The sequence below is a fragment of the Pseudohaliea sp. genome, assembly GCF_054552115.1.
This window is the reverse complement of record NZ_JBTOLW010000010.1, coordinates 64,982-77,873: the sequence shown is the minus strand read 5'-3', so window position 1 is coordinate 77,873 and position 12,892 is coordinate 64,982. Positions and strand designations below refer to the sequence as shown.

The 12,892-nt window shown below is 69.2% G+C and carries 13 protein-coding genes; all 13 read left to right on the top strand.

What is annotated here, in order from left to right; translation table 11 throughout:
* Nucleotides 1-15: 15 nt before the first annotated feature.
* On the top strand, nt 16-1,644 hold the full coding sequence (locus ACX93N_RS07225) for a 3-(methylthio)propionyl-CoA ligase (RefSeq protein WP_459427731.1): 1,629 nt from the start codon (nt 16-18) through the stop codon (nt 1,642-1,644).
* 223 nt (nt 1,645-1,867) lie between these two features.
* Entirely contained in the window at nt 1,868-3,607 is a 1,740-nt protein-coding gene (locus tag ACX93N_RS07220) for a GspE/PulE family protein (RefSeq protein WP_459427730.1), read from the top strand.
* Nucleotides 3,608-3,614: 7 nt separating this feature from the next.
* On the top strand, nt 3,615-4,817 hold the full coding sequence (locus ACX93N_RS07215; RefSeq protein WP_459427729.1) for a type II secretion system F family protein: 1,203 nt from the start codon (nt 3,615-3,617) through the stop codon (nt 4,815-4,817).
* Between the two features lie 51 nt (nt 4,818-4,868).
* The gene (gspG, locus tag ACX93N_RS07210) at nt 4,869-5,309 is read left to right on the top strand and encodes a type II secretion system major pseudopilin GspG (protein ID WP_459427728.1); all 441 of its coding nucleotides are present in this window, start codon (nt 4,869-4,871) and stop codon (nt 5,307-5,309) included.
* On the top strand, nt 5,284-5,763 hold the full coding sequence (locus tag ACX93N_RS07205; protein ID WP_459427727.1) for a prepilin-type N-terminal cleavage/methylation domain-containing protein: 480 nt from the start codon (nt 5,284-5,286) through the stop codon (nt 5,761-5,763). The genes gspG and ACX93N_RS07205 overlap by 26 nt, the downstream gene beginning before the upstream one ends.
* On the top strand, nt 5,750-6,160 hold the full coding sequence (locus ACX93N_RS07200; protein WP_459427726.1) for a type IV pilus modification PilV family protein: 411 nt from the start codon (nt 5,750-5,752) through the stop codon (nt 6,158-6,160). Before ACX93N_RS07205 ends, ACX93N_RS07200 begins: the two co-directional genes overlap by 14 nt.
* Nucleotides 6,157-6,756: a PulJ/GspJ family protein gene (locus ACX93N_RS07195; protein ID WP_459427725.1), complete on the top strand. Its 600-nt coding sequence runs from the start codon at nt 6,157-6,159 to the stop codon at nt 6,754-6,756. The genes ACX93N_RS07200 and ACX93N_RS07195 overlap by 4 nt, the downstream gene beginning before the upstream one ends.
* A complete protein-coding gene (locus ACX93N_RS07190; protein WP_459427724.1) occupies nt 6,753-7,559 on the top strand; it encodes a hypothetical protein in 807 nt (268 codons plus the stop codon). Before ACX93N_RS07195 ends, ACX93N_RS07190 begins: the two co-directional genes overlap by 4 nt.
* Nucleotides 7,556-8,578: a PilN domain-containing protein gene (locus ACX93N_RS07185; RefSeq protein WP_459427723.1), complete on the top strand. Its 1,023-nt coding sequence runs from the start codon at nt 7,556-7,558 to the stop codon at nt 8,576-8,578. Before ACX93N_RS07190 ends, ACX93N_RS07185 begins: the two co-directional genes overlap by 4 nt.
* Nucleotides 8,575-9,141 carry a type II secretion system protein GspM gene (gspM, locus tag ACX93N_RS07180; RefSeq protein ID WP_459427722.1) on the top strand — a complete coding sequence of 189 codons (567 nt, stop codon included), beginning with the start codon at nt 8,575-8,577 and terminating at the stop codon, nt 9,139-9,141. The genes ACX93N_RS07185 and gspM overlap by 4 nt, the downstream gene beginning before the upstream one ends.
* Nucleotides 9,138-9,830 carry a hypothetical protein gene (locus tag ACX93N_RS07175; RefSeq protein WP_459427721.1) on the top strand — a complete coding sequence of 231 codons (693 nt, stop codon included), beginning with the start codon at nt 9,138-9,140 and terminating at the stop codon, nt 9,828-9,830. Before gspM ends, ACX93N_RS07175 begins: the two co-directional genes overlap by 4 nt.
* 10 nt (nt 9,831-9,840) lie before the next feature.
* The gene (gene gspD, locus ACX93N_RS07170; protein WP_459427720.1) at nt 9,841-12,099 is read left to right on the top strand and encodes a type II secretion system secretin GspD; all 2,259 of its coding nucleotides are present in this window, start codon (nt 9,841-9,843) and stop codon (nt 12,097-12,099) included.
* Between the two features lie 366 nt (nt 12,100-12,465).
* Nucleotides 12,466-12,819: a hypothetical protein gene (locus ACX93N_RS07165; protein ID WP_459427719.1), complete on the top strand. Its 354-nt coding sequence runs from the start codon at nt 12,466-12,468 to the stop codon at nt 12,817-12,819.
* The last annotated feature ends 73 nt before the right edge of the window (nt 12,820-12,892 follow it).

Below are 12,892 nucleotides of genomic sequence, written 5' to 3'. Positions count from 1 at the left end.
TTTAAGGAGACAACAATGAACGGACTGATGATGGACGTGCCGCTCACCATCACGGCGATCATGCAGCATGCCGACCGGGTCAATGGCGACAGCGAGATCGTCTCGGTGACCCGCGACAATCCCCGGCACCGCTATCGCTACCGCGACGCCTTCCGCCGCACCCGCCAGCTCGCCAACGCCATCGCCGGCTGGGGCCTGGCCAGCGGCGACCGGGTGGCCACCCTGGCCTGGAACGACTACCGGCATTTCGAGACCTACTACGCCGCCGCCTGCAGCGGCTACGTCTGCCATACGATCAACCCCCGCCTGTTCCCGGAACAGATCGTCTACATCGTCAACCATGCCGAGGACCGGGCCGTTTTCGTCGATCCCGACTTCCTGCCGCTGGTCGAGGCGGTCGCTGACAAGTGCCCGGGCGTCGAGCACTGGGTGGTGCTCACGGACGAGGCGCACATGCCGGAAACGTCGCTGCCCGGCGCCATCTGCTATGAGCGCCTGGTGCACGGCCACTCGGACCGCTTCGACTGGCCCGAGCTCGACGAGCAGCAGGCCTGTGCGCTCTGCTACACCTCCGGCACCACCGGCAATCCGAAGGGCGTGCTCTACTCGCACCGCTCGACGCTGCTCCATGCCTACGCAACGCTCATGCCCGACGCGCTGGGCATTTCCCGCAACGACGCGGTGCTGCCCATCGTCCCCATGTTCCACGTCAACGCCTGGGGCCTGCCCTACGCGGCCCCCATGGTGGGCGCGAAGATCGTGTTCCCGGGCAGCAGGATGGGGGACGGCGAGACGCTGACCGCGCTCATGAACGAAGAGCAGGTGACCCGCTCCGCGGGGGTGCCCACGGTGTGGCTCAACCTCCTCGCCTACCTCCGCGAGAGCGGCAAGACCGTGGCGTCCCTCGAGCAGGTGATTGTCGGAGGTGCGGCCTGCCCGCTCTCGATCATGGAGGCCTTCGAGCGCCATGGCGTCGAGACCCGGGTCGGCTGGGGCATGACCGAGATGAGCCCCCTGGGCAGTGCCAACGCCTCCTGGGCGGCGCGCGACCGCTACGACCCGGAGACCTTTGCGAAGCTGCGGCAGAAGGCGGGGCGGCCGATCTTCGGTGTCGAGATGAAGATCGTCGATGATGATGGCAAGGAGCTGCCCTGGGACGGCGAGGCCTATGGCTCCCTCAAGGTGCGCGGTCCCTGGATCTGCTCGAGCTACTTCAAGCTGGAAGGGACCGATGCCCATGCCGAGGCCGGCTGGTTCGAGACCGGCGATGTGGCCACCATCGACCCCGAGGGCTACATGGCGATCACGGACCGCACCAAGGACGTGATCAAGTCCGGCGGGGAGTGGATTTCCTCCATCGATGTCGAGAACGTGGCCACGGACCACCCCAAGGTCGCGGAGGCGGCCGTGATCGGGCGCTACCATCCGAAGTGGAGCGAGCGCCCGCTGCTTATCGTGGTCAAGGCGGCCGGGGGCGAGGATCTCACGGCCGAGGAGATGCTCGGCTGGTTTGAGGGCCGCATTGCCAAATGGTGGATCCCGGACGCCGTGGAGTTCGTGGACGAACTGCCGCACGGTGCCACCGGCAAGATCCAGAAGGTGGACCTTCGGGACCGCTTCAAGGACTACGAGTTCCCCGGCTGAGGGCGCTCCAGGCGCCCGGCCCCGCGGGGCCGGGGCAGGCCCTGTGCTAGACTCGCGGGAACGTTTTACCCGCCTCACCCGTCAACGATAGACGGCAGGGATAGACGGCTGGGATAGACAGCAGGAAGGGTACAGCGGCCAATTCACCCGTTGGCACCCGCCATGGCAGGGAGGAGGCGCTCCGCCCGCTGGCGAGCGCCACGGTCAGCGTCACGTGGGTGCGATGAAGAAGATCGGCGACATGCTCATCGAGCGCGGCAAGGTATCGGAACGCGATATCGAGCGCGCGCTGCTCGCCCAGGCCGAGATGGGCGACCTGCTCGGCCGCGTGCTGGTCAAGCTCGGTCTCGTGTCAGAGCTCGACTGTGCCCAGGCGCTCGCCGAGCAACTCGACGTGCCCCTGCTGACGGCGGGCGACTACCCGGAAGAGCCCCTGCGTATCGATGCCCTGTCCGCCGACTTCCTGGCCAGCAACGGGGTCGTGCCCATCGCGCGCGAGGGCGGCAGCGTGCACTTTGCCGCGGCGGTACCGCAGGACCCGTTCATCACCCGGGCCCTGGCCATGGCCCTGGATGCGCCGGTGCGGCTTTCGCTGGGGCTGGAATCCGACGTCTCCCGGGCCCTGGAGCGTTACCTGCGGGGCGACGAGCCCGACGAGGAGGAGGCCGGGGGCCTGGACAGCTTCGCGGGGCAGAGCGACGACGAGTTCATCGAGCACCTGCGGGACCTGGCCAGCGAAGCGCCGGTGATCCGCCTCGTGGATCAGCTGATGCACCGGGCCCTGGACCTCGGCGCCTCCGATATCCATATCGAGCCTTTCGAGGACGGCCTGCACCTCCGTTACCGGGTCGATGGTGTCCTCCAGGACATAGCGGATCCGCCGCCGGCCAGCCTCGCCCCGGCCATCGCCTCGCGCATCAAGCTGATGGCGCACATGAACATTGCCGAGCGCCGGCTGCCCCAGGACGGCCGCATCATGAAGCGGGTCAAGGGCCACGAGCTGGACCTGCGCGTATCGACCATTCCCACGGTGCACGGGGAGAGCATCGTCATGCGGGTCCTCGACCGCGAGAGCATCCGCCTGAGCCTGCCCGACATGGGTTTCTCCGAGGATACGCTGGAGCGCTACCAGTCGCTCCTCGCCCGGCCCCACGGTGTGCTGCTGGTCACCGGCCCCACCGGCTCGGGCAAGACCACCACGCTCTATGCCTCCCTGGCCTCCCTGGACGCCGAGCGGCTGAAGATCATCACCGTGGAGGACCCGGTCGAGTACCAGCTCGACAGCATCAACCAGATCCAGGTGCAGTCACAGATCGAACTCACCTTCGCCCGGGCGCTGCGCTCGATTCTCCGCCAGGACCCGGACATCATCATGATCGGCGAGATGCGCGATACGGAAACGGCGCAGATCGGCGTGCAATCGGCGCTGACCGGCCATCTCGTGCTCTCCACGCTGCACACCAACACCGCTGCCGGCGCCATTACCCGGCTGGAAGACATGGGCGTCGAGCGCTACCTCATCACCTCCTCGGTGAACGGGGTTCTGGCCCAGCGCCTCGTGCGCACCCTGTGCTCGAGTTGCCGGGTGCCGTTGGAACTGGGCGACGCGGCGATCGAGCGCTACGGCCTGCGCCGTTTTCTGCCCGACAGCCAGCGCACGGTCTACCAGGCCCGGGGCTGCGAGCACTGCCGGGACACGGGCTACATCGGCCGCACGGCGATCCACGAGCTCTTTCTCCTCGACGAGCGGCTGCACGACGTGATCATGGGGGGTGCCGATGCCACGACCCTGCATGGGGCCGCCCGGCGCCAGGGCATGATCACGCTTTACGAGGACGGCCTGCGCAAGGTGGTCGCGGGGCAGACCTCGCTGGAGGAAGTGATGCGGGTGACCCAGGACCAGAGCAGCGACAGCATGGCCGAGCCGGGGCCGGCGGCGCTGCAACAGTCCGCGACCGCCTGAGCGATCCGTGGCGCAGTTCTATTACAGGGCTCTCGGGCGCGACGGCCGGGCGGCAGAGGGCACGATCGAGGCCGATGCGCCGGAACTCGCCACGCGGCAGCTGCGCGAGCGCGGTCTCACGCTCCTGAAGCTCGAACCCGGCGCCGCCGCGCCCGGCAGCGAGCGTGCCGGTAAACCCCCGGGGCGAAAGGAGGTGCTGGCGATGACCAGCGAGCTGGCGACGCTGCTGCGTGCCGGCCTGCCCCTGGACCGGGCACTGAAGGTGCTGCTGGAGATGGCCTCCACGGCGGGCGTGCGCGGCCTGCTGGCGCAGCTGCTCAAGGATGTGAAGGGCGGCAAGTCCCTCTCCGCGGCGCTGGCACCGCACGCCGATGTCTTCGGCAACTTCTACATCAACATGGTGCGCTCCGGCGAGGCGAGTGGCGAGCTGTCCCTGGTACTGGACCGGCTGGTGGAGACCCTGGAAAACGCCCGCCGCAATCGCGACAGTGTCGTCTCCGCGCTCATCTACCCGGCGATCCTGCTGGTGGTGGCCACGCTCTCCATCGCCGTGATGCTGGTGTTCGTCGTGCCGCAGTTCGAGACCCTCTTCGAGGACATGGGCGAAGCGCTGCCCGCGCTGACCCGGGGCGTGCTCGGCCTCGCGGATTTTGTCGCCGCCTGGGGCTGGCTGCTCCTGCTCGTCCTCGGCGCCGGCGGCTTCGCCGCCTGGCGCTGGCTGAAGACCGCGGAGGGCGAGGAGGCCCTGCACCGCCGGCTGCTCGGCCTGCCGCTCTTCGGCGGCATCGTGTTCGAGTTCGAGGTGGCCAAGTTCGCGCGCACCCTGGGTACGCTGCTCGGCAGCGGGGTGCCGCTGCTGCAGAGCTTGGGGATCGCCATCGACACGGTCGACAACCGGGTCGTCCGCGACGCTCTGCGCGCCCTGCCGCCGGCGGTGAAGTCGGGCAAGCGGGTCTCCGCCTCGCTTGAGGAGAGCGCGCTGTTCACGCCGCTGGTGATCCAGATGGCGCGGGTCGGTGAGGAGTCCGGCCGCCTCGACGCCATGATGCTCGAGCTGGCCCGGGTCTTCGACGACCACGTGGAGGCCAGCGTCAAGCGGGCGCTCACGCTGCTCGAGCCGGTACTCATCCTGTTCATGGGGTTCGTGATTGCGGTTATCATTATTGCCATCCTCATGGGCATCCTGTCAGTCAACAATCTCGCGCTCTAGGCGACCGGGAACGCCATGCCCTTTGCTCTCTTTGCCAGGAAGGAACACGCTATGAACCGAGCCTTTCGCCGCCGTGGCGGCCGCCGCCGCAGCCGCGGCTTCACCCTGATGGAACTGCTGGTCGTGCTGGCCATCCTCGGCCTGCTCATCAGTCTCGTGGGGCCGCAGGTACTGAACCAGCTCGGCGGGGCGAAGACCAAGACCGCGCGCATCCAGATCCGTGATCTCGAGCAGGCGCTCGAGATGTACAAGCTCGATGTCGGCCATTACCCCAGTACGCGGGAGGGCCTGGCCGCGCTGGTCGAGAAGCCGGCGAACGCCGCCGGCTGGAACGGGCCGTATCTCAAGTCCGATGTGCCCCAGGACCCCTGGCGGCAGGATTATCACTACAAGTACCCGGGTGAGCGCGGCGAGGTGGATATTTTCACCTATGGCCAGAACGGTGCCCCCGGCGGTGACGGCGAGGATGCGGACGTCGGCAACTGGCAGTAGGGTACGCGCCCCGCGCGTTCGGGGCTTCACCCTGGTCGAGCTGCTGGTGGCCCTGGCCATTGCCGGGCTCGTGCTCGCCGTGGCGGTACCTGCCGGGTTCCGCTTCTACGACGGCATGCGGACCCGCGAGGCGGTGCGCGACGTGGTCACGCTGTTCGCGGCCGCGCGGCAGCGCGCCATTACCAGCGGGGAACCCCGGGACGTACTGGTCTGGCCCGAGGAGCGGCGCATCGTCCTCGGCGACACCGAGCGTTACCTGCCCCGCGGCCTGCGGGTCACCGTGCACGGCGCCAGGGAAGTCAACCGCGAACGTGCCGGCGTGATCCGCTTCTATCCCGAAGGCGGCACGAGCGGCGGCGGCATCGACATCACCAACCCGGGGTCCGGCACCGTGGCCATCGGCGTCGACTGGCTGACCGGCCGCGTGACCCAGGTGGTCCATGGGCGCTCCTGAGCACCGGGGGCAGCGCGGTTTTTCCCTGCTGGAAATGGTTGTCGCCATGGCGATTCTCGGCCTTGCCCTCGGCGCTCTCTACCAGGCGAGCACCGCCGCCACCCGTAATGTCCGCATCGACGAGCGCTACGCCTACGCCGTGGAGCTGGCGCGCTCCCTGGCCGCCGACAGTGCGATCGTGCCCGCGGAGGGGGTGCGCCGGCAGGGCGAGACCGGGAGCGGTTTCCAGTGGGAAGTACAGGCGCAGCCGCTGCCCCGGCCACGGGATTCCCGCCTGGCGCCGGGGATGCTGCAGGACCTTGCGGTCGAAGTGAGCTGGGTCGATGGCGGCAAGCGCCGGCGCGTCCGCCTGCACTCCGTGGTGGAAGGGCAGCGGCTTCGCGGGAGTCCGCGGTGACGGCACGGCGGCGGGGCGGTGGCTTCACGCTCGTGGAGGCGGTCGTCGCCCTCGCGGTCCTCTCCCTGATCATGCTCGCCACGGTGTCCGGGCTGCGGACCCTCGGCAATACGCAGGCGACCGTGGACCGCCGGGTCGACCGCGTGAGCGAGCTGCGGGCGGTGAGCAGCTTTCTGCGCGACAGCTTCAGTGCCGCAGTCACCGGCAGCAACACCGGGGGCCTGTCTCTCGGCGGCTCCGGGGCGGAACGCACGGTCTTTGAACTGACCGAGCAGGGTGACGTGATCTGGAAGGCGGTGGTGCTCTTCGGCGAGAACTACGGTGGCAACTACCTCGTCCGCCTCGGGCGAAGAAAGGAAGACCTGGTCCTGCGCTGGCGCAAGCCGGGCGCGGGCTCGCCGCTGCAGGGCTGGAATAAAGCGCCGGGGCGTACGTTAGTGTCAGGCGTCGACAGCTTCGAGGTTGCCTACCGCCGTGGCGCCGACGAGCCGTGGACAAGCGAGTGGGACCGGGGCGGCCAGCCGGGGTGGGTGCGCTTGCGGCTCCGGGTCGATGGCCGTTTCTGGCCTGACCTGGTCATGGCGGTGGCGCGATGAGGCCCGCGCGCCACGGCCGCGAGGCGGGGGTAGCCCTCGCCGTGGTGGTCTGGTTCATTGCCGGCATGTCGCTGCTGGTCGCGGGGATCGTGTCCCGGGCGACCGTCGATACGCAGCTGGCCCAGGCGCACCTGTTCCGCGCCCAGGCCGAGGCGGCGGGAGACGGCGCCATCAACCTGCTGATGGCCGACGTGCTCGAGGGGCGTTTTGCCTCCAGCGGAGACGTCCCCGCAGCCAGCTACCGCCTCGGCGCATTCACGGTACGGGTACTGGCGATGCCGACGGCGGCGCTCGTCGACGTGAACACGGCACCGCTGCCACAGCTGGCGCGCCTGTTCCGGGAATACGACACCGCGGCGGGAGACGAGGCCCGGGCTCTTGCCGCCAGTGTGGTAGAGTGGCGCCGGTCCGGCGGGCAGCAACCGCCACGGCCCGCGCGCTTCGACGTCGTTGAAGACCTGCTGCAGGTAGAGGGGATGACGAGAACACGACTCGACGACATCCGGCACATGGTCACGGCCAGCGGTGGTGCGGCCTCCGGGGGGGCGCCTCGCCTCGCCTGGGTGGCCGCCCGGTCCCCCGCTGCCGTGGTCCGTGCCGGCTTGCCCGAAGGCGCGCCGTCGCGGCGGCAGGCGCAGCCGGTCAGCGGTGCCTCTTCCTATCGGGTCGATGCGCTGGTGGAAGCCGGTGACCGCTACTGGCTCCGGCGCCGCTGGGTCGAGCTCGGTGCCGGCTGGGGTTCGAGCCTGCCCTGGGCCACGCGCCGGGTGGAGCCGGCGCGGGTGATCGGAGGCGGTGCGTGAGCAGCGACCAGCAGTGGTACCTGTTCGGCTACGATATGCGCCAGCTGGGCCGTCACTGGCTGGCGGCCTGGCGCGACCTGTTCCGCGGTCTCGATTCGCCGCTGCGCCGGCACTTCGACGAGGTGGTGCTGCTGGAGCAGGCCGGCGAACTTCGAGCGTACCAGTCCGGCGAGCCCCTGCCCGCCGGCGAGGCCCCGGACAGCTCGTGCCGCGGGGTCTGCCTGCCGGCGGATATCGTCCTGCACAAGCGGCTCACGCTGCCGCGGGCCGCAGAGAGCGATCTGCCCACGGCGCTCGCCATCGAAGTGGCGGCCAGCAGCCCCTTCACGCCGGACGACACGGCCTGGGGCTGGCGTCTCGCCGGGCGCGGTGAACAGTCCCTGGCCATTGACCTCGCCATCACCGCCCGCAGCGCGGCCATGGCCTTTCTCGGCCGCGAATACGACAGCCACGATGCCGCCGCGCAGGAGGTCTGGGCCGCGGTGCCGGACGGCATGGCGGTGCTTGCGGGTTTCGGGGAGGGGCGGCGAGAGGCACTCTACCGGCGCAGGCTGGGTCGTGTGGGCATCATGGCTGCGGCCTGTCTGCTTGTCCTGCTCGCCCTGGCCGGTGTCTATGCCGGCGGCAAGCACCTGGAACTGGCGCGCGTGGCGGCCCTGGCCGAGGAGCGCTCGCGTGCGGCCGGCGACGTGACGGAACTGCGCGAGGCGATCGCCGATGCCAACCGCCAGCTTCTCTCGGCGCGGGAGATCGTGGCGCGTTATCCGAGTCCGCACCGGGAACTCGCGCGCCTTACGCAACTCCTGGGCGATGATGCCTGGGTCGCGCACTTCTCCGCCGATGGCGGTGACCTGCGTATCCGCGGGCGGGCCGCCGACGCTGCTGCGGTCATGCAGACGCTGTCCTCCGATCCCGCCTACGCGGAGGTGACCGCCCCGCAGCCTATCAGCCGCGTCGGCAACAGCGGGGAGGAGCAGTTCTACCTGGACCTTCGCGTCGGCGAGGGCGCCGCGCCGTGAACTGGCTGGCCACGCATCGTCGTAGCGCGCTGATCATCGGGCTCACGCTGCTCGTACCGCTTTATCTTTACCTCGCGGCGCTGGTGAAGCTCCTTGCCCTGGGCGCCGGGGATGCCGAGCGGATCGACGACCTGCGCCCTCGTATCGCCCGCCTGCAGGGGTTGATCGACAACGAGGCGGCACTGCGCGCCGCGGCCGGCGAGGTCGGCGAGCGCCTCGAGGCGCTGGGCTATGCACCGGCGCAGGATGCGACGGCGGTGGCGGCGTCGCTGCAGGCGGAGGTCCGGCAGTTGCTGGCCCGGGCCGGTCTCGCGGTCTCGAACAGCCAGGTCCTGCCGACGCGCAACCAGGACAACTTCGACCTGGTGGGCGTCAAGGTGACGGCGACCGGGACGCTGCCGGCCCTGGATGCGGCCCTGGTGAACCTCGAGGCTTTCCGGCCCATGCTGCTGATCGAGTCCCTCGACGTCTTTCCCTCGCGCGGCCGGGTGCGCCGCGAGGATCGGCTGCCGCAGCAGGTCACGGCGGTCATCGAGGTCCTCGCCCTGCGGAGGCTGCCGTGACCGCTTTGAGCGCCCGCTATCGGGCACAGGCGGATCCACTGCGCTCGGAGCGCCGGGTGGAACTCGCGCTGCTGGTCTCTGTTGTGCTCCTCGTTCTGCTGGCTTTCTACCTGCTGCTGCGGGTTGCCATGGCCACCGATATCGAGCCGGTCGCACCGGCACCGGACAGCGTCCGCGTGGCGACGCTTGCAGGGGCGGGGGAGCTGCCGGTGGCCGAGCGGGAGGCAATGCTGGCGCGGCCGCTGTTCTGGGCGGGGCGGAGACCGGAGGAACTGCCGGAAGAACCGGTCGCGGTCGCCGAGGCGGAACAGCCCGGCAAGCCGGCGCCGCGCATGAAGGGCGTGACGGTCCGCGGCATTTACGGTTCCGGCGAGACCGGCGGTGTCATTCTTTCCGTGAAGGACCGCCAGCTCCGGGTCGCCGTCGGTGAGGCGGTGGATGGCTGGCGCCTGGAGCGGGTGACCGGCGACCGTGCCGTGTTCATCAGCGCGGGCGTGCGCGATGAGCGCGAACTCCTGCCGCAGGTGGTCGAGGCCCCGTCGGCGGCGGCAGCCGATGCGGGGGGCGGAGGGGGTGCGCCCGCGGCGTCCGGCTCCGGCAGGGAACGCCCCGGGGAGGGCGGCGGCAAGGCCGGTGGCAGCAAGGCGGAGCAGGAAGAGCCGCGCCTCACCCTGGGCGGGGGCCGCTGAGGTGGCGCTCGTGACGACAGACAACGATAACGGCACCATGCCGGGAAACCATTGGGGCAGGAACATGTGGAAGACGATCACGGTCGTGTTATTCGGTGCGGCCCTCGTAGGCTGCGCAACTGCCGGCGGCACGCCGGAGCCGGCGGCGAGCGCTGCCGGGGAGGGCAGCGGGGAGCCACCGCGCACCCTGTCGGCCAGCGCCCGGGACCTGGCCGAGGAAAAGCAGCAGTCCGGTCGCACCGAGCCGACCCTCTACCGGGGCACCGACCGGCAGGTCAAGCTGCCGGCAGCGGCGGACCCGGTACGCTTCGTCGGCGAGGATGTGAGCCTCAACTTCGAGCAGGCACCCCTCTCCGAGGTGGTGCAGGCCGTCATGGGTGACATCCTGGCGCTCGACTACATCGTCGATCATCCGGTGCAGGGCAAGGTCACGCTGCGCACGCGCACGCCGATCCCCCGCGACCAGCTTCTCGGCGTGCTCGAGTCGCTGCTGAAGGCGCACAACGCGCTGCTCCTTCGCGGCAAGGACGGCCGCTACCTGGTCACCGGCTCGCAGCAGGCGATGCGCCTGTCGCCGCAGCTGACCAGCGCCCAGGATGATTTCGCGGGCTACAGCACGATCATCGTGCCGCTGCAGTACATCAGCGCCTCGGCGATGGCCGACATCCTCCGCCCGGTCGCCGAGGAGTCGGCCTTCGTGCGCATCGACAATGCCCGCAACCTGCTCATGCTCGCGGGGACGCGAGCGCAGCTCACGGGCTGGCTGGACATCGTCTCCACCTTCGACGTCGACATGCTGGCCGGCATGTCCGTCGGTATCTTTCCCCTGGAACACGGCGGCGTCGTCGAAACCGCGGAGGCGCTGAACAACCTCATCGGCGCCGCCGGCGGCGAGGGCGGTGACCTGGCCGGCCTGGTGCGCATCATGCCCGTGGAACGCCTGAACAGCATTCTCGTGGTCACGCCCCGGTCCCATTACCTCGACCGCGTCGGCACCTGGATCGAGCGCCTCGACGTCAACCCGAACGAGCGCTACGAACGTCGGCTTCATGTCTACCCGGTGCAGAACACGACCGCGCAGCGCCTGGCGCAGCTCCTGAACGGCATCTATGCCGGGGACGGTCGCGGCACCAGTTCCCGGGGCACGGCCGGCGGTGGCCAGGGCGCGGAGCGTGGTGTGGCGCCCGGCATGACGCCGGAGAGCATCGGGAGCAGCAGTGGCGGCCGCAGTGCCGGGGGCGATGACGGCGCCGGCATCGGGGCGGGCTTCACGGGCAGTGGCACCGGGGGCGGTCGCGCGGCCGCCCTCGTGGCCGCGGCGCTCGGCGATGACAGCGAGGGCGACGTGCTCGCCAACGTCCGGGTGGTGGCCGACGAGGAGAACAACGCCCTCATGATCTACGCCACGGGCAGGCAGTACGAAATCATTGAAGAGGCCCTGGAGCAGCTCGATGTCGTCGCGACCCAGGTCATCATCGAGGCGAGCATCCTCGAGGTCACCCTTACTGACGAGCTCCGCTATGGTCTCGAGTGGTCCTTCCGCAAGGGGCTGGACGGTGCCTACGAGGGCTTCGGGCAGCTCGTGGGGGATTCCGGCAGTCCGAGCGCGGTCGCCCCGGGCTTCTCCTACACGGTGACCAACAGCGTGCGCGATATCACGGCGGTCCTGAACGCCCTCAGCGAGGATTCGCTCATCAACGTGATCTCCACGCCCTCCGTGATGGTGCTCGACAACCACACGGCGGAGATCCAGGTGGGCGACCAGGTGCCCGTGCTCCAGGGTACAACGATCACCAATGGCGGCAACTCGGTGCAGAATATCAACTTCCGCGATACGGGCGTCAGCCTGATCGTGACGCCGTCGGTGAACGCCGGCGGCCTGGTCACCATGGACGTGGAGCAGTCGGTTACGGATGTCGGCAGCGTCGACTCCGCCACCGGCCAGCGCTCCTTCCTCGAGCGCTCGATCCGCAGCCGGGTGGCGGTGCGTTCTTCCGAATCGGTGGTCCTCGGCGGCCTCATCCGCGAGAACGCCAGTGCCGGGGAAACGGGGGTTCCGCTGCTGCGCAAGATTCCCGGCGTCGGCGCCCTTTTCGGGTCGACGACCACGGAGAACCGGCGAACGGAACTGCTGGTCATCATCACGCCCCGGGCGCTGTACACCGAGGACGCCCTACGCCAGGTGAGCGAGGAAATGCGCTCCCGGGTCCGCTTCATGGAACTGATCGACAATCCGCCCGGGAAAGGGGCCGGGCCGGCCGGCAAATAGCCGCGGTAAATGCTGGTATTTTTTACAGCGTGCCCCATGGAATAAAAGCGGGCCTCGCACGCCCGCAAGCCGTCCGAAAACCGCCCGAAAGCCGTCTGGCAGGCCGTTCCGGCCGCGGAAACACGGCCTGGCGGGCCACGGCGCGGCGGTGGCAGCGGCAGGCCGGCGCGCGCCGCTGGCGCCCGGCGCCGCCCGGGCAGCGCCGCGGTGACCACGGCGTTTCCGCCGGGCAGACGCTCATGTATACTTCGCGATCACTAAAAACCCAGGGAAATTAGTATGTTAGAGTTTGGCATGAGGCGTTCACGGACGTTTCTGGTGTGCCTCGCACTGGCGCTGCTCGCCGGCTGCGCCGGCGGGCCGCGCATGAACGACGAGCTGCGCACCCGCCTGCTGTCGCGGGCCGAGGCGCGCTGGCACGCGCTCGAGCAGCGCGACTTCGACACGGCCTGGACCTTTACTTCACCTGCCTACAGAGAAGTTTTTCCCAAGCCGCTGTACCGGCAGAAGTTTTCCTACATGGTGGAGTGGCAGTTGACAGGCGTCGAATTCGTTACCTATGATGCCGGTGCAGCTGTGGCGAGTGTGGCGGCAAGGGTCATGTCCGAACCCGTCAAACATACCTCGGCAGCTTCGGCAGCAATCGGTGCTGTGCCAACACGCTTTGTCGAGCAGTGGGTCTATGTCGATGGAGAGTGGTGGTTCAGCGCCACGTTGTAGCTTTGGCAGCGGGTTGACAGCTGGCTGCAGCTAGCAATAATAGCGCTAGCATTAACCATTTGGTTGTGTGTTC

Coding starts and splice junctions, on each gene's coding strand:
- ACX93N_RS07225 (WP_459427731.1), top strand. CDS start 16: ATGAACGGACTGATGATGGACGTGCCGCTCACCATCACGGCGATCATG.
- ACX93N_RS07220 (WP_459427730.1), top strand. CDS start 1,868: ATGAAGAAGATCGGCGACATGCTCATCGAGCGCGGCAAGGTATCGGAA.
- gspG (WP_459427728.1), top strand. CDS start 4,869: ATGAACCGAGCCTTTCGCCGCCGTGGCGGCCGCCGCCGCAGCCGCGGC.
- ACX93N_RS07205 (WP_459427727.1), top strand. CDS start 5,284: ATGCGGACGTCGGCAACTGGCAGTAGGGTACGCGCCCCGCGCGTTCGG.
- ACX93N_RS07200 (WP_459427726.1), top strand. CDS start 5,750: ATGGGCGCTCCTGAGCACCGGGGGCAGCGCGGTTTTTCCCTGCTGGAA.
- ACX93N_RS07190 (WP_459427724.1), top strand. CDS start 6,753: ATGAGGCCCGCGCGCCACGGCCGCGAGGCGGGGGTAGCCCTCGCCGTG.
- ACX93N_RS07165 (WP_459427719.1), top strand. CDS start 12,466: ATGAACGACGAGCTGCGCACCCGCCTGCTGTCGCGGGCCGAGGCGCGC.